The 17,604-nt window shown below is 40.9% G+C and carries 15 protein-coding genes; 10 read left to right on the plus strand and 5 right to left on the minus strand.

Features of this window, described 5'->3' with window-relative positions:
* The first annotated feature begins 392 nt into the window (after positions 1–392).
* From MHB69_RS13485 to MHB69_RS13520, 8 genes are all read left to right on the plus strand, one after another.
* Positions 393–1,196 carry an NAD kinase gene (locus MHB69_RS13485; protein WP_034279604.1) on the plus strand — a complete coding sequence of 268 codons (804 nt, stop codon included), beginning with the start codon at positions 393–395 and terminating at the stop codon, positions 1,194–1,196.
* A gap of 114 nt (positions 1,197–1,310) precedes the next feature.
* Positions 1,311–2,753: a DEAD/DEAH box helicase gene (locus tag MHB69_RS13490; RefSeq protein ID WP_041115008.1), complete on the plus strand. Its 1,443-nt coding sequence runs from the start codon at positions 1,311–1,313 to the stop codon at positions 2,751–2,753.
* A gap of 188 nt (positions 2,754–2,941) precedes the next feature.
* Positions 2,942–3,997: a fatty acid desaturase gene (locus MHB69_RS13495; protein ID WP_034279598.1), complete on the plus strand. Its 1,056-nt coding sequence runs from the start codon at positions 2,942–2,944 to the stop codon at positions 3,995–3,997.
* 116 nt (positions 3,998–4,113) lie between these two features.
* Entirely contained in the window at positions 4,114–5,250 is a 1,137-nt protein-coding gene (locus MHB69_RS13500; protein ID WP_034279595.1) for a sensor histidine kinase, read from the plus strand.
* Positions 5,247–5,846, plus strand: a complete 600-nt coding sequence (locus MHB69_RS13505; protein ID WP_041115006.1) for a response regulator transcription factor — start codon at positions 5,247–5,249, stop codon at positions 5,844–5,846. The genes MHB69_RS13500 and MHB69_RS13505 overlap by 4 nt, the downstream gene beginning before the upstream one ends.
* Before the next feature lie 197 nt (positions 5,847–6,043).
* Positions 6,044–6,964, plus strand: a complete 921-nt coding sequence (locus MHB69_RS13510; RefSeq protein WP_070326337.1) for an iron-hydroxamate ABC transporter substrate-binding protein — start codon at positions 6,044–6,046, stop codon at positions 6,962–6,964.
* 109 nt (positions 6,965–7,073) lie between these two features.
* On the plus strand, positions 7,074–7,763 hold the full coding sequence (locus tag MHB69_RS13515; RefSeq protein ID WP_120208785.1) for a response regulator transcription factor: 690 nt from the start codon (positions 7,074–7,076) through the stop codon (positions 7,761–7,763).
* On the plus strand, positions 7,763–8,767 hold the full coding sequence (locus tag MHB69_RS13520; RefSeq protein WP_183002039.1) for a sensor histidine kinase: 1,005 nt from the start codon (positions 7,763–7,765) through the stop codon (positions 8,765–8,767). The genes MHB69_RS13515 and MHB69_RS13520 overlap by 1 nt, the downstream gene beginning before the upstream one ends.
* Positions 8,768–8,824: 57 nt before the next feature.
* Here the strand turns inward: MHB69_RS13520 and MHB69_RS13525 are convergent, their stop codons facing one another.
* Together MHB69_RS13525 and MHB69_RS13530 are read right to left on the minus strand one after the other, a co-directional pair.
* Entirely contained in the window at positions 8,825–10,078 is a 1,254-nt protein-coding gene (locus MHB69_RS13525; protein WP_120208790.1) for an FtsW/RodA/SpoVE family cell cycle protein, read from the minus strand.
* On the minus strand, positions 10,069–10,413 hold the full coding sequence (locus tag MHB69_RS13530; protein WP_120208793.1) for a PadR family transcriptional regulator: 345 nt from the start codon (positions 10,411–10,413) through the stop codon (positions 10,069–10,071). The genes MHB69_RS13525 and MHB69_RS13530 overlap by 10 nt, the downstream gene beginning before the upstream one ends.
* Before the next feature lie 327 nt (positions 10,414–10,740).
* On the opposite strand from MHB69_RS13530, the gene MHB69_RS13535 reads away from it, so the two are divergent.
* On the plus strand, positions 10,741–11,502 hold the full coding sequence (locus MHB69_RS13535) for an ABC transporter ATP-binding protein (protein WP_024426158.1): 762 nt from the start codon (positions 10,741–10,743) through the stop codon (positions 11,500–11,502).
* Positions 11,492–13,429 (plus strand): ABC transporter permease, encoded by a 1,938-nt coding sequence (locus MHB69_RS13540; protein ID WP_061109472.1) that lies wholly within the window; start codon positions 11,492–11,494, stop codon positions 13,427–13,429. Before MHB69_RS13535 ends, MHB69_RS13540 begins: the two co-directional genes overlap by 11 nt.
* 38 nt (positions 13,430–13,467) lie before the next feature.
* On the opposite strand, the gene MHB69_RS13545 is transcribed toward MHB69_RS13540, so the two are convergent.
* The 3 genes from MHB69_RS13545 to MHB69_RS13555 form a co-directional block, all read right to left on the minus strand.
* Positions 13,468–14,820 (minus strand): amidohydrolase family protein, encoded by a 1,353-nt coding sequence (locus tag MHB69_RS13545; protein WP_342495674.1) that lies wholly within the window; start codon positions 14,818–14,820, stop codon positions 13,468–13,470.
* A gap of 263 nt (positions 14,821–15,083) precedes the next feature.
* Positions 15,084–15,698 (minus strand): LysE/ArgO family amino acid transporter, encoded by a 615-nt coding sequence (locus MHB69_RS13550; protein WP_061109474.1) that lies wholly within the window; start codon positions 15,696–15,698, stop codon positions 15,084–15,086.
* Positions 15,699–15,826: 128 nt separating this feature from the next.
* A complete protein-coding gene (locus MHB69_RS13555; protein ID WP_342495675.1) occupies positions 15,827–17,410 on the minus strand; it encodes an acyl--CoA ligase in 1,584 nt (527 codons plus the stop codon).
* Positions 17,411–17,604: the final 194 nt, after the last annotated feature.

Consider the following 17,604-nt stretch of genomic DNA (forward strand, 5'->3'; position numbering starts at 1 on the left):
GTTTCACAGGAATTGTGGTTTTTTTACATTTCATGTAGGCATATGATAGCACCTCTCTTAAATAACGATCAACTTTACATCGTCTACTTAGACATGCGCATGACGAAAAATTGGCTTTTTTATCCTCTCCCTGCACCTAATAGGCTAGATCTTCACCGCAACGAAACACCTAAACCATTCTTTCATGAGAAAACGGCTATTCAATTATGCTCAGGATTCAGCCATTTCAAATCACTCACATCGACTCATTTCTCATAAAGCAATCCGATCTTCAGATGGTTCTTTCTAAAATTTTTACTTTCATATGAAAAAAGTGTAAAATGTGAGCAAGGGTTTTCATGTAAGCCCTTTATCATTGAAAATTATTTTTGACAGCAAAGGGGAGAACGTCAATGACAGACAATCGTCGCAATGTATTTTTCTTTTACAAAAAAGATCATGAATTGGATGGACACATTTCTTCTCTCGAGAAGCTCGCTACTGATCAAGGCTTTCACGTCGTCAAGCGTGCAGAGGATGCCCACATTATTGCTTCTATTGGCGGGGATGGCACATTTCTTCAAGCAGTACGTAAAACAAAATTCCGGGATGACTGCTTGTATGTAGGGGTATCAAAATCAGAGAATACGCACCTATACTGCGATTTCTCGTTAGAGCATTTTGATAAAATGATTGATGCCATGAATACTGAACAGCTTGAAGTGAGAAAATATCCGATCATCGATGTAAGCGTTGACAGCACAAACCAGTTCCATTGCTTAAATGAACTGTCAATCCGCTCCAGCATTATTAAAACATTTGTGATCGATGTGTATATAGATGATTTCCACTTTGAAACTTTTAGAGGCGACGGCATGATTATTTCCACTCCGACTGGCTCAACGGCCTACAATAAATCCGTGAGCGGCGCCGTGGTTGATCCGATGCTTCCTTGTATGCAGGTCACAGAACTTGCATCGCTGAATAACAACTCTTACCGTACATTAGGCGCTCCTTTCATCTTGAGCAGTGACCGCAAGCTGACGCTGAAGGTAGTGCAGGATGGAAACGATCATCCAATTATCGGGCTTGATAACGAAGCACTCGGCACAAAACACGTCAAACAAATTGACATTGGCCTTTCAGGAAAAGTCATTAAAACGGTGAAATTAAAAGACAACTCTTACTGGGAAAAAGTAAAACGCAGATTCCTTTGAGAATTTGTCCGCACGCTGAAAGCTCCTTTACGGGGCTTTTTTCTATGTCTTTTCATTCACGGTCATGGTTATGGTATGATGTCACAAGTATGAATGTACGAAAAGGAGAACACGATGACATTACAACATTTTGATCAATATCCATTAAGTGATGAATTGAAACAAGCGTTAGAAGCGCTTCACTTCCATACACCAACACCTGTTCAGCACGAGACATTATCAATTGCTTTTTCAAAGCAGGATTTAATCGTCAAATCTCAGACTGGGAGCGGCAAGACTGCAGCCTATGGTCTGCCGATTTGTGAAATGGTTGATTGGGCTGAAAATAAACCTCAAGCCCTCATCCTCGTTCCAACACGAGAGCTCGCCATGCAGGTCAAACAAGACCTCACAAGCCTCGGGCGATTCAAACGAATCAAAGCCGCAGCCATTTATGGAAAAGCCCCTTTTCAAGCGCAGAAAGTAGAGCTTTCACAGAAAAACCATATTGTGTGCGGGACACCAGGCCGCATTTTGGATCACCTTGAGAAAGGCACCCTTTCTTTAGAAAATCTCAAATTTTTCGTGTTAGATGAAGCGGATGAAATGCTGAACATGGGATTTATCGATCAAGTCTCTTCTATTATTCAGTATCTGCCGCCAAAGCGCATGTCGATGCTGTTTTCAGCGACAATGTCTGATGACATGAAGAAATTGAGCGAACAGTTTTTACAATCACCCAAAGTCATTGAGATCGCACGTGAAGAAACGTCTGTACAGCAAATCACTCACACCGTGATTGAAACAGAAGAAGAATCGAAATTCTCCCTTCTTCAGCGTACGATCGTCATTGAAAATCCAGATAGCTGCATTATTTTCTGTAATACACAAGACCGGGTGAATGAACTCACGCTGAAGCTGGACGAATGGGATGTGCCCTGTGACAAAATTCATGGCGGCATGAGACAGGAAGACCGCTTTGATGTGATGGATGAATTTAAAAAAGGTGAATTCCGTTATCTGATCGCAACAGATATAGCAGCCAGGGGAATTGATGTCAGTGATATGACGCATGTCATTCATTATGATCTTCCTTATGAAAAAGAGCGCTATATTCACCGGACTGGCAGAACAGGCAGAGCGGGGAAAAGCGGGAAAACGATTGCGTTTATGACAAAGAATGCAAAGCCGCTTATTGATGAATTAAAGCAGGATGCCGGCATAGATTTTCAAACTCAGCCTTATCCGACAAAGGAAGAAGCAGAAAAGCATGTAGAAAGCTTTGAAGAAAAGATTGAAACGCCTATTCAAAAGGAAAATAAACAGGCAGGCGTTGAGAAGGATATTATGAAGCTTTATTTTAACGGCGGAAAGAAAAAGAAACTGCGGGCTGTTGATTTCGTTGGGACCATTGCCAAAATAGAAGGCGTTGCATTCGATGACATTGGGATTATTACGATTCAAGACACAAAAACATATGTCGATATTTTAAACGGCAAAGGCCCTCTTGTGCTGAATGCTATGCGCCACACAACCATTAAAGGCAAGCAGTTAAAAGTACATGAAGCTCGTTCATAAAAAGTAAAGGCCCAGCGCCTTTACTTTTTTTATTGATGAGAAATAAACTCAAAACCGTGATCCCATCAGCCTTTTTGAGGTCAAACATGACAAATGTCATATTGAATACATGATGGGTGCTACTATGAGTATGACACCTTTCCTTCTATACTTTGAAGAAGAAAGAAACGGAAAGGACTTGAACGTTCATGACGACTTCAACAAACACACAGCAGCAAGCCTCTTTAAGAAAACAAGTTGGCCAATTCTCTGGTGCTGATTCAAAAAAAAGTATCATTCAACTCTTTAATACATTCATTCCATTTTTGGGGCTTTGGTTTCTTGCCTATTATAGCCTGAACATCTCCTACCTTTTAACCCTCTTTTTTGCGGTTATTGCAGCTGGTTTTTTAGTACGTGTCTTTATTATTTTTCACGACTGCTGCCATCAATCCTTTTTCAAACAGAAGCCGCTGAATCACCTGTTCGGTTTTTTAACGGGCGTACTCACCCTTTTCCCTTATCTTCAATGGCAAAGAGATCATTCAATTCACCATGCCACAAGTAGTAATTTAGACAAACGAGGTACTGGCGACATTTGGCTCCTGACAGTCAAAGAATATCAAGAAGCATCAGCATGGACAAAATTTCGCTACAGATTTTACCGTAACCCTTTTGTGATGTTTATTTTAGGTCCGATCTTTGTCTTTCTCTTAAAAAACCGTTTCAACGTCAAAAATGCTCGTAAAAAAGAGCGCTGGAACACGTATTTCACAAACGTGAGCATCATTGCGCTAGCAGCTGCAACGTGTCTTCTTTTTGGCTGGCAGGAGTTCCTGCTTGTCCAAGGTCCAATCTTCCTGATCTCAGGATCAATCGGTGTATGGCTGTTTTATGTTCAGCATACGTTTGAGGATTCTTACTTTGAAGCAGATGAACATTGGAATTATGTGCAGGCAGCGGTAGAAGGCAGTTCTTTTTACAAATTGCCAAAGCTTCTTCAGTGGTTAACAGGCAATATCGGTTATCACCATGTCCATCATTTAAGTCCGAGGGTACCGAATTATCACTTGGAGCATGCACATGATCATAGTGAGCCGCTTCAAAATGTTCCAACCATCACTTTAAAAACAAGTATTGAATCAATGAAATTTAGACTTTGGGATGAAGAAACGAAAGCATTCGTTACCTTTAAAGAAGCACGGCAATCTAAGAAGATGCCCGCACCTGTCATTAAAGGAGACATTCTAAAGAAAAATGCATAATTGGTGCAAGCTCTTTCTTACACTAGAAGGAGCTTGTTGTCATTTACAGGATGCAACCATAAGTTGAATTTGATAAAGTAAGGAAAAAGAACGAAAACGGAAAAGGTGGCACACGGATGAAAAAACAGTTTAAAATTCAAAAATTGCATGGGATTTCTCCCTATATATGGGCCATTTTTTTCATCCTGCCCTTCTATTTTATCTTTAAAACACCTTCGACTTTAGGTATTGTGATCGGCATTATTTTGAACGTCGTCTTTTTCGCTGTTTATCGTTTTGCCTTTGTCGCAAAAGGCTGGTCTTTATATGTCTTCGGTCTTTTATTGATCGGTATTTCAACTGGTTATGTGATGCTCTACAGCTATATTTATTTCGCTTTTTGCATCGCCTATTTCAATGGGCATATTAAAAGAAAAGTACCTTTTTATATCTTATACTATATTCATCTAGGGAGCGCCGCTATAGCGGTGAACTTTAGTTTGATCTTAAAAAAGGGCTGGTTTCTCACACAAATTCCTTTTGTCGTGATCACCCTGATTAGTGCCATTCTTCTTCCTCTCAGCATTCGGAGCAGGAAGGAACGTGAACGGCTTGAGGAGAAATTAGAATATGCCAATGAACGGATTGCTGATCTTGTGAAGCTTGAAGAAAGGCAGCGCATTGCACGCGACCTGCATGACACCCTTGGACAAAAGCTTTCTTTGATCGGGTTAAAAAGTGATCTTGCCCGTAAACTCGTGTATAAAGACCCTGAACAGGCCCGTGCCGAACTCAAAAGCGTCCAGCAGACCGCCAGAACGTCTCTCAATGAAGTACGGAAGATTGTTTCCTCCATGAAGGGGATCCGAATCAAAGAGGAAATGTCGAACATCGAGCAAATTCTCGATGCAGCTGGCATTGAGTTGATCTATGATGAAAAGGAAGCACCGAAACACATCTCACTTCTGAACGAAAACATTGTGAGCATGTGCATCAAAGAGGCGGTGACAAATGTCGTCAAACATAGTGACGCGACTGTTTGTAAAATCACCATTCACCAAAAATCAAAGGAAGCCATCATCACCGTTGAGGACGACGGAACATTTAAAGGCGACTATCCGCCCTCTCAAACGAAGGGTCACGGCCTTTTAGGAATAAGAGAAAGATTGGAATTTGCAAATGGCCGCCTGCGTATTGAAACAAAAGACGGGACAAAGCTCATTATGAGCATTCCAAATGATTCAGCAGCAAAAGAAAAGGAGGGGATGAAATGATCAACATCTTTATCGCAGAAGATCAGCAAATGCTGCTTGGTGCACTCGGTTCACTTCTCGATTTAGAAGACGATATGACGGTTGTTGGGAAAGGTACGAACGGCCAAGATGCCATCGATTTTGCCAAAACACACCCTGTTGATATTTGCTTAATGGATATTGAAATGCCGGGAAAGACCGGGCTTGATGCAGCGGAAGAGCTTAAAGGATCAGATGTGAAAATCATCATTTTAACGACCTTTGCCCGCTCCGGTTATTTCCAAAGGGCGCTAAAAGCTGGCGTCAGCGGCTACATGCTGAAAGACAGCCCAAGCGAGGAGCTGGCAAGTGCCATTCGCAGTGTGATGAAAGGGAAAAAGGTGTACGCACCTGAATTGATGGAAGACTTATATAGTGACGAAAACCCTTTAACGGAGCGGGAGAAATCGGTTCTTGAACTCGTCGCAGATGGTAAAAACACAAAAGAAATTGCAAAAGAACTGAGCATTAAAAGCGGCACTGTCCGGAACTACATTTCCATTATTTTAGATAAGCTGGAAGTGAAAAACCGCATCGAAGCCATTACACGATCAAAAGAAAAAGGCTGGTTTAAATAGAAAAAAGATCAGGACACATGCTGCCTTGATCTTTTTTTTATCGAAAATCCCCTCTTTATTTTTTATCACCAGCTATCAAAATGTCATTGACAACAGCCCACAGTTCTATGATATGATATCCAAGTGATAATAATTATCATTATCACTAATACCACCAATATCCGGCTTATGTGCCGATTTCAAAGGAGTCTACATTCATGAAGAAAATATTGTTCCCTCTGATGCTCATCTTTGTACTTGCATTGAGCGCATGTGGCAATAGCAGCACCTCTTCCTCAAATAAAGGAAATCAATCCACATCATCAGACAAAATTACATATCAATCAGAAAATGGTCCTGTGAAGCTGCCAGCGCATCCAAAACGTGTCGTTGTTCTCGGCTCTTACACAGGGAATGTCATGTCACTTGGTGTGAACCTTGTCGGCGTTGACTCTTGGTCAAAAAAGAATCCGCGCTTCCAAAAGGAATTAAAAGGTGTGGAAGAAGTATCGGATGCCAATATAGAAAAAATCATGAAGCTAAAGCCTGACGTCATCATTGGCTTAAGCAATACTAAAAATGTAGAAAAGCTCAAAAAAATCGCACCAACCGTTTTATTTACGTATAACAAAGTTGATTACCTTCAGCAGCACATTGAAATTGGAAAAGTATTAAACAAAGAAAAAGAAGCAAAAGCTTGGGTTAAAGATTTCAAAAAACGCGCAGCTGAAGCTGGAAAAGAAATCAAAGCAAAAATCGGCGAAGATGCAACCGTTTCTGTCTTTGAAAGCGGCACAAAAGATCTTTACGTCTTTGGAGATGCATGGGGCCGTGGAACAGAAATTCTTTATCAAGCCATGAAACTGAAAATGCCTGAGAAAGTGAAAGAAAAAGCATTAAAAGCCGGCTACTACGCGGTTTCACAGGAGGTCATCCCTGAATTTGCAGGAGACTATATGATCATTAGTAAAAACAGCGAAATGGACAATTCCTATCAAAACAGTGAAATTTACAAGTCCATCCCGGCTGTCAAAAAACATCGTGTGTATGAAGCCAATGCAGAGGAATTCTATTTTAATGACCCACTCACACTTGAATTCCAACTATCATTCTTTAAAAAGCACTTTTTAGGTAAATAAGCTGAAGCAAGGGACCTCTTCCCTTGCTTTTTTCTTGTCTGCTTCTAGCGGCAGGGACTTTTTTCCGCTACAATGACAACAAGCGAATACAAAAAGTGTGGTGCTGATTTTGTTTAAGATTCTACTGATTGAAGATGATACAACCCTCTTCCAAGAAATCAAAGAACGTCTAGTCAACTGGTCCTATGATGTCTATGGGATTCAAGATTTTCATCAGGTGCTGCAGGAATTTACGGATGTCCAGCCTGATCTCGTCATTATTGATATACAGCTGCCAAAATACGATGGCTTTCACTGGTGCCGGATGATTCGGCATCATTCAAATGTTCCGATCATCTTCCTCTCCTCAAGAGACCACCCTGCTGATATGGTCATGTCGATGCAGCTCGGAGCCGATGATTTCGTGCAAAAGCCCTTCCACTTTGACGTACTCATTGCCAAAATTAGTGCTGTTCTTCGCCGCGTGCATGATTATAATGCAGAACCGGCCAGCCTAAAGGTATGGTGCGGCGCTGCGATTGACCTAGAAAAAAACACCGTAACAAATGATCACGGTGAGGTTGAATTAACGAAAAATGAGTTATTTATTCTCAAGGAATTGATTCAGCATAAAAATCATATCGTCAGCCGTGAATCACTCATTCAAGCATTGTGGGAGGATGAACGGTTTGTCAGTGACAATACACTGACTGTAAACGTCAACCGCCTCAGAAAAAAACTAGACGAGATCTCCCTTGGCGCCTTCATTGAGACAAAAGTGGGTCAAGGCTATCTTGCAAAGGAAAAGGATGATCAATGATGCTGCAAGCATTTTTAAAAGAACGAAGAAGCTGGATTCTTTTCTTTCTTAGTTTGCAGCTCCTCATTCTGTTTGTTGCTTATTTGGATACGACCATTCCAATCGCTTCTCTTTTTTATATTGTGCTATTGTCTACATTTCTCATGATTGTCTTTCTCTTTTTTCGATACCGAAAAGAAACGGATTATTATGAGAGGCTCAAAGAATGGGATGATGACATTGAACATCAAATGCGGCTAACCCCCTCTTCCCCATTTGAGCAGCTCATCCATGATGCGACGTCAGAGCAAATTGCACGCTACCGGCAGATGGCGGCAGAGCAGAAAATCGCTCTTGAAGAAGAAAAAGATGAATTGCTCTCTTGGATACATGAGGTCAAAACACCGCTTACAGCGATGCGCTTAATGATTGACCGCTTAACAGATCAGCAGCTGAAATCAAATATGACGTATGAGTGGCTCAGAATCCATTTATTACTTGATGCCCAGCTGCACCAAAGCAGAGTACGTCATATCGAAAATGATTTATTCATTGAAAAGCTGGACCTGCAAAGCATCATAGCGAAAGAAATCAAAGCGCTCCAATCCTGGTGTATGCAAAAAGGAATCGGCTTTGAGCTGACGCTGGAGGAACGTACCGTATTAAGTGATATAAAATGGTTATCCTTTATGATTAGACAGGTACTCACAAATGCAGTCAAATACAGCCATTCTTCCGATATTGTCATTGAAAGCAAGCAAATAGATGAAAAAGTCATGCTGACGATCACAGATCAAGGCAGAGGAATTGATCCAAGAGACATCTCTCGTATTTTTGAAAAAGGCTTTACCTCAACAAGACATCACAATGACACCGCCTCAACAGGAATGGGGCTCTATTTAACGAAAAAAGGAGCAGACGCTCTTCATATCACGATCGAGGTCAACTCCACGATAGATGAAGGTACAACCTTCACCTTCATCTTTCCGAAAAAGAATGATTTTGTTTATATTGCGAGCATGTAGCAATCGCAATCTCTTCGCGGCTGTCAAAACTTGCGCGAAGAGATTGCGGTGGTTTACTTAGGAAATACTCCCCGCTTCTTGGCGAAAAACATCTCCCATCTGTCTCCGTCTATAAATACTTAAGATCAGCCCAACAGCCATCATTTCTAGAAGAATATGTGAACCTCCATAACTCATGAAAGGCATAGACACTCCAGATAAAGGCAGAAAGCCAAAGTTTGTGAAAATGCTTAAGAGACATTTTGCTGCAAACACAGCGGCTAAACCTGTCATGACCATTTTGCCATAAGCCATTTTCACTCGTTTTGCTGTATGAAATACTCTGTGAATAAAGATGACAAACAACATGAGCGCAATGAGCCCTGCGAACCAGCCAAATGAATAAATGATATATGTAAACATCCAATCCGTGTGAACTTCAGACATGGCATAAGGGGTGATCTGAAGCCCGTTTGAGCTGAATTCATGAATTCTATAAAAGGAAAGGTGCCCATCTGCTTGAAAAAGAGAAAATAATTCAACCATCAGATATAAAATGCCTGCTGCTGTCAGCATAATGATTTGCCATAAACTTGCGCTAGACACATACATCACGGTTAAGCACATGACCAGACAAATAACGGTCGCAGGAAGAAAACCAATCGTACTGATTAAAATAATCGGTAAAGCCATAATCCCTACTCCAAGCCAAGCTTTGAGCCCATTCTCCCAACTCCAATTGTGAAAGATACCTGCTAAAGAAATAGCTAGAAGAAAAGGCATAATCTCAGTCAAATTTATTGATACATCACTTATTCTTAAAAAAAGTATACCGTTCACTCTTGCCCCGAACATCATCGAAAAAATCAGCATTCCGAGTGTCCCAATGTATAAATGCCAAGAGTATTTCAATAAGCGCCGATAATCGAATGAAAACAAACCAAACATAAGCACTAGACCCACTAAATAAAAGGCAAGGATTTTATAAAAAATGTTCATGTTTTGAAGATTTGTAAAATCTGAATGAAACTGCAAAAAGTACATCACAAACAGCCCGCAAAAACAAGTGGCTAACACTAGAAGAATCATTTTAAAATCCATTTGGGTTTTATGAGTTTCATGAAGCTGCATTCCAAGAATTTCCGCATCACCAATTTGGTTCAACGCTTGATCTACCGCCTCTTCTTCAGACACCCCAGCATTCATTGCTTCCTCTTTTAGTGTGTATAAATGATCCATCAGTTCAAGCTTTACACTCGAATGAACATCTTTATTTTTAATTCGTTTACATACACTTTTGACATACTTCTCGAACTTTTTATCTAATCCCATGCGATTTTCTCTCCGTTCAAAACGCCTTCGACTGCATGTTTGAATACGTTCCATTCTTCTTTCTTTTCCTGCATCAATGCTTTCCCTTGTTCATTGATTTTGTAATACTTTCTTTTCCGGTTGCCACTCCCTTCGCCCCAGTAAGATATAATGAATTCTTTCGCCTCCAAATTGTGCAAAATAGGATAGATTGTCCCTTCTTTAAAACTGAAAATCCCTTCCGACTTCGTCTCCAATTCTTTAATCATTTCATATCCATACATTGGTCTTTCATTTAATAAGCTTAATATAAGGGTAGATGTACTTCCCTTTAGAAGCTCTTTACTCACTTTCATTCTTAGTTACCTCCAATACATAGATTTACTATGCATATATTCAATATGCATATCATACATGAATAAAATGACCATGTAAAGCTTCCAAACAACATCATGACATGAAAAATCAGAGAAGATTGATCCATAAGAGTGAAAAACAGATAAAATAAATGGGGAAAGAAAACTCACCCTGAAAAGAAACTGGTTTACATACAATTTGTTTAAAAAACAAGCATGTGACAACAATGTCACATGCTCGTCTATTTTGTTCGCCAAATCGAAGGACGTCTAGCAGGCTTCTTTTTATACTAGAGATATCAATTAAAAGAAAAAGGGGTTCAGCAAATGAACATTTTAGAAGCTCGCAAAATTTATAAAAGCTATGGAAATAAATTCAACAAACAAGAGGTGCTGAGCGGCATTGATTTGACCATTGAAGCCGGGGAATTTGTCAGTATTATGGGGCCATCAGGCTCGGGGAAAACAACCCTTCTGAACGTATTGTCATCAATCGATCATGTGTCCAGCGGATCCATTCGTATTGCAGATGCTGAGATGACGCAAATGAAGGATCAGCAGCTTGCGGAATTTAGAAAAAAGCAGCTTGGCTTTGTTTTTCAAGATTATAATTTACTTGATACACTCACGGTCAAAGAAAATATTCTTTTGCCTTTATCCATCTCCAAAACACCAAAAAAAGAAGCTTTTGAACGTTTTCAGCAGCTCGCGGAAGACATGGGGATTTATGAACTAAGAGACAAATACCCGAATGAACTCTCTGGCGGACAAAAGCAGCGGACATCGGCGGTTCGTGCCTTCATTCATGAACCAAGTCTTATTTTCGCTGATGAACCTACAGGGGCACTTGATTCCAAATCTGCATCTGACCTGCTCAACAAGCTGCAAGATTTCAATCGTAAACGAAAAGCGACCATTGTGATGGTGACACATGATCCTGTCGCAGCCAGCTATTCAAGCCGCGTCATTTTTATCAAGGATGGACAGATTTATACACAGTTGAATAAAGGCGCTTTAGAAAGAAAAATGTTTTTCGAGGATATTATGAAAACGCAAGGTGTCTTAGGCGGTGTGAAGCATGAACATTAATCAGCTCATCTTCCGTAACCTGAAGAAAAATTTGAAGAATTACTATTTGTATGTGTTTGCTCTCGTGTTTAGTGTCGCGCTCTATTTTTCCTTTGTCACCTTGCAGTACTCACCAGCACTTGATGATGTAAAAGGCTCCATTAAGGGCGGTGCGGCGATCAAAGCCGCTTCTGTACTACTCATTGCCATTGTTGGGATCTTCCTGTTATATGCGAACAGCATTTTTATTAAACGCAGAGGGAGAGAAATAGGCCTCCTTCAGCTCATCGGCATGACGAAACAAAAAATTGCTAAACTGCTTAATGCAGAAAATTTTATTCTATACGTATTCTCCATGGGTGTTGGCATCATAGCTGGATTTATCGGTTCAAAACTCATGCTGATGGTGCTATTTAAAGTAACCGGCGTCAGCGCCATCGCCAACCTGCACTTTTCAGGCATGGCCCTTTTACAGACACTTATCGTCTTTTTCATCATCTATGGATTAATCATGTTAAGAAATAGATGGTTTATTAATAGACAGACCATTTTATCTTTGTTTAGAACAACATCTTCGACAGAACAGCGTGTGAAAAAGATCTCTGTGTTTGAAATCATCATTGGGGTTTTCGGTATTGTCTTGATCAGCTCAGGCTATTATATTTCTTCTAAGCTTTTTACCGGGTCATATACGTCGATGCTTGAGTTACTTTTAGCTATGATTTATATTTTAGCCTCTGTCATCATCGGTACCTTTCTTTTTTACAAAGGCTCTGTTTCTTTCATTGCCAATATCGTACGCAAAAGAAAAAATGGCTATCTCGCCATTCACGAAGTGTTATCTTTGTCATCCATTATGTTCCGGCTAAAATCAAATGCACTGCTTTTAACGATTATTACAACCGTATCTGCACTTGCCATCGGTTTGCTGGCTCTAAGCTACATTTCCTATTACTCAGCAGAAAAAACCGCTGAGCAGCAAATTCCAGCTCATTTCGTCATGGGCTCAGAAAAAGAAGCAGCAACTTTCACTCGTGCACTTTCTGACAAACATATTGCTTATGATCAAAAGCAGGTCAAAGTGATTCAAGCAAAATTTGATGCGAAAAAAATCATGGATTCAGAGTTGAAAAATATGAATAATGATCCAGGCGTATTGACACTGCCTGTGATCAGTGAGAAAAACGCACCAAATATTCATGTGGAGAACAACGAAGTGATCTTAAGCGGCTACAGTGATCTATTAAAGAAATTCATGCCGATTCAAAGCTCAGGCAATGTGAAACTTCTCATCAAAAAGCCTGTTGATTTGAAAGTCATGGATATGAAGAAAGATTATCTCATTTCTTACAACTTCACTTTTGGCGGTCTGCCTGTTGCCGTCGTGAGTCAAAATGTTTTTGAGCAGCTCGACAAGCAGAAAGATCCAAAGCTGCAGCTTAAGAATAGCCAATATAACGCAGTCAATATAAAAGATGATAAAAATCTTGAACAAGCAAATAGCGTGTTTACATCTTTAAAACTAAGTGACAAAAGCATGTCTCAATTAGCTTCAGCTCAGCAGCAAAAACAAACAATAGGACTGATGATGTTTGTGGTCGGATTTTTAGGTCTCAGCTTCCTTGTCACATCAGGCTGTATTTTATACTTTAAACAAATGAATGAAAGTGAAGAGGAACAAAGCTCCTACACGATCTTGCGTAAGCTTGGTTTTACTGAGAAGGATCTATTAAAAGGCATCCGGCTTAAACAGCTGTTTAATTTTGGGATTCCGCTCATCATCGGATTGCTGCACAGCTACTTTGCTGTACAATCAGGCTGGTTTTTGTTCGGCGGAGAATTGTGGACTCCAATGCTCATCGTCATGTCGATTTACACTGCCCTCTATTCTGTCTTCGGATTTCTGTCTGTCCAATATTATAAAAAGGTCATCAAAGAATCCTTGTAAACAATTCCCCATAGGCATCGCCTATGGGGTTATTTTATTTACGAAGGTGTTGATTCAAACTTGTGTGATAAAATATGGTCTCTTGCTGCATAAGCTTTTCGTTTGACCTCTTCTAGGTTCACATCAACAAGCTTTCCGTTTCGTTTCACTGCTTTCCCAGCCACATAAACAGAATCAACATTTGAAGGGTGTGCCGTTTGGACAACCGCGCCAGCCGGATCTGTCATCGGCAGAAGATTCATGCTTGTCCGGTCGATTAGGATGAAATCAGCTTCTTTCCCAGGTGTAAGCGACCCAATTTTATGATCGAGCTGTAATGCACGAGCCCCATTGATCGTCGCAGCTTCAAGCATTTGATAAGCAGACAGCCCAAGTTCAGGCCCCGGCATGATCCCATCCATTAATAACGATTGATTTTGGATCGCGCGCTCTGCTTGAAGTCCGAATTTCATTTGGGCAAACAAATCTCCTCCTGTCGCTGTCACTACGTCTACACCGAGCGTTGGAAGAACACCTTGTGCAATCGCAAGTCCTGTGACAGGATAACCGTGACCCATCATCATTTCAATTTCAGGGGTAATGGATATGGAGCTTCCGCTGTCTGCCAGCATCTTCATTTGATCCGCATCAATTGCATTAATATGCACCATGTTCAAATCCGGTCCGAGTAACCCTTCTTTATGAAGCCGCTCAATCGATCGATCCTCCGCTCCCCAATTCCCAAAGCCGATGTGCATACTGCATAGAGCATCTAGAGACCGGGCTGTTTCAATTTCAAATACCGACGTCTCCCATAAAGAAAACTCTGGTCCACGAATCGCAAGTCCCATTGTTAAAAGCTGATCTGATGATTGAAAATGCGCTTTTTTCACACGTGCTGCGTCCTCCATATTGGTGAGCGTACTCTCTCTATCCCAATATTCAGCATCTCCAGAGGACCCAAAAGCAAAAACAGCTCGTATGCCCGCATCTTTTAATCCTTCAATGAGCTCTTCTGTATGATCCATTGAATTGATCATCGTCCAGTCTAAAAACGTGGTCACACCTGCATCTAAAGCCTCTAATGCCCCTAAATAATTGGCGATGCGATCGTCGGATGGACGCCTCATCGCTCCATAGTTGCCATAATAGATTTTGCTCAAATATGTCTGCAAAGACCAATCTGTTCCTATGCCCCGGATGACAGACTGCCACACATGCCGATGTGTATCTACAAGACCTGGCATGATGACCATATCAGATGCATCAACAATGTCAGCATCGCTTACTTCAATTGAAGGTCCAACTTCTAAAATATGTTTCCCTTCAATTAATAAATCTCCCTTTTCAAGAAAACCTAAAGATGGATCCAGTGTTAAAAGAGCTGCATCTTTAAACAATGTTTTCTTCATCCATATCCCCCTTTTCAAATGACGAGGATGAGTGACCCCGCCTCAATGTCATTTTAAAACAGAACAGGATCAAAATAGAAGAAAAGTGACTTATCCCAATATATGAAAAGCAGACGTTTCTGAAATAGTTCTTTCGATCATCCCAAACTCAAAGAATTTCATAGGTTTGATTCCGATATATTGTAAGGCTGCTACACTTCCAACATAAAAAAAGCGCAGGATCATTACGTCCAAACGCTTCTTTGTTTGATTCTCTATGTACCTTACACAATCAATTGATACGCAATGTATAACGCAACCAGCCAGATCATGACCGCCGAAGCCTTATTAATACGGTTCATCCATTTGCCGTTTGTATCTAACTTTCCTAACATCTTCCCTAAAAGGGCGAGTCCAATAAACCATAACCAGGACACGATGATACAGGCAAGTGTAAACGCCAGCTTTTCTGCGCCGCTATATTGCAGCGAATTCGTACCAATGACACCAATTGTATCGAGAATCGCATGGGGATTTAAAAGAGAAACTGAACAGGCGAATACGATTTGTTTTCTTGCAGGCATTAATTTCTGCTTCTCTTGATCACCTGATGATGAGCTTGTGTTCCATACGGTCCATCCCATATAAACTAAAAAACAAAAACCAATGATATAAAGACCCATTTGCAGCACTGGAATGGTAAACACCACAACAGAAACACCTATGACAGCTAAAGCAATTAAAAGTGTGTCACAAAGAGCAGCCGTGATGACGACAGGCATTGCTCGATATAATCGAGGCTGCAGCGCTCCTTGTTGAAATACAAATACATTTTGTGCGCCCAAAGGTAAAATAAGACCAAAGGCAAGTACAATTCCATGAATGATCGCAATGGACATCTACTAACATTCTCCTTTTTCAGCAATTCCTACACATTTTAACATAAAACATTATGCTCACTTTCAACGAATTTGATTTTCCATACAAAAAAGCGCTGGATGCTTCCATCCATACGCTTCTCTCTTCTTTATGATTGACCTTTTCGTGCAAGCTCTCTTTCTCTCAGCTCTACACGGCGAATTTTCGCTGACGGTGTTTTTGGCAGTTCGTCAATGAATTCGATTTCTCTTGGGTATTTGTATGGTGCTGTTGTGTTTTTCACATGTGTTTGCAGCTCTTTGATCAATTCATCACTTTGCACAGTTCCATCACGAAGGACGACGTATGCTTTCACGATTGATCCTCTGATTTCATCCGGGCTCGCCACAACTGCACATTCCTTCACTGCTGGATGCTTAATCAGCGCATCTTCTACTTCAAACGGTCCAATCGTATAGCCTGAGCTGACAATGATGTCATCTCTGCGGCTTTCAAACCAGAAGTACCCATCTTCGTCTTTTTTCGCGCGGTCACCCGTAATAAAGTAATTGCCGCGGCGCTGCGCTTTTGTACGCTCTTCGTCTTTATAGTATTCCTTAAATAAAGCCGGCGTTTCAAGATGGACCGCAATGTCACCAATTTCTCCAGGTGCGCAGACGTTTCCATCCTCATCAATGATATCTACTTCGTTGCCAGGGGTTGGTTTTCCCATACTGCCTGGCTTGATGTCCATTCCTTTTAGCACCCCTACGAGCAGTGTGCTTTCAGTTTGGCCATAGCCGTCTCGTACTTCTATATCGAAATGCTTTTTGAATGTATCAATGACTTCACGGTTCAGCGGCTCTCCCGCAGAAACAGCACTATGCAGCTTCGGCAGCTCGTACTGACTTAAATCATCTACTTTTGCCATAAAGCGATATTCTGTCGGTGTACAGCATAGGACATTGATTTCATTTTTTTGAAGCAGCTCTAAATATGTATTTGGATTGAATTTTCCTCCATACACAAAGCCTTCTGCTCCACTTCCTAACACAGATAAGAGGGGACTCCACACCCATTTTTGCCAGCCTGGTCCTGCTGTTGCCCATACTTTATCTCCTTCACTAATGGAGAGCCATGCTTTGGCAGCTGTGCGTAAATGTGCATACGCCCATCCGTGTGTATGAACAACCCCTTTAGGGTTCCCTGTTGTACCTGATGTATAGGATAAAAACGCCATGTCTGTGCGCTTTGTATCTGCCAACTCAAGTTCGTTTGATTGCTCTTCTTTTTGCGCTAGAATGTTTCTCCAGCCATGATCGTTTTCACCGATTGAGAATGTTATAAAATCGTTTGGCTGTTTGGTTCCGTCGAACGATTGAATGAATGAAGAGTAAACGATCGCTCCCTTTGCTTCTGCATGTTCAATTCGATAATCTATATCTTTTGCACGCAGCATTTCTGAACAAGGAATCACGACCATTCCTGTTTTCAAAATCGCTAAATAAATGCTGTATGCCTCGAGCATGCGCGGCACCATCACAATGATTTTATCGCCTTTTTTGAAGCCTGCTATTAATAAAACATGTCCAATTTTATTTGCCTCTTCCACTAATGCTGCATACGTCACATGCGCTTCGTGGCCATTGCCGTCCTGCCAGTGCAGGGCCATTTTCTCCTTGTCATGACTGAACGCTTCAATCTCGCTGACTAAGTTATATTGTTCTGGTGCAATTAAGTCTTCTCTTTTCATGGTACAGCTCCTTTTAGCCTCTTTCTTATGAAACGAAACATGTTTCAATTTACCTATTCTAACACTCATAACTGAAAAATGCTTGAATTAGGACCTACTCCTAGTATTATGCCATAATTTTTTTCATCCGTCTTCTTTTTTAAAAATATTCTAACTATTTATATGTACAAAAAGAAAAGAGCGGGAAGGATCCC

This window comes from Bacillus sp. FSL K6-0994, from assembly GCF_038630815.1.
In the GTDB taxonomy this organism is placed as follows: domain Bacteria; phylum Bacillota; class Bacilli; order Bacillales; family Bacillaceae; genus Bacillus; species Bacillus safensis.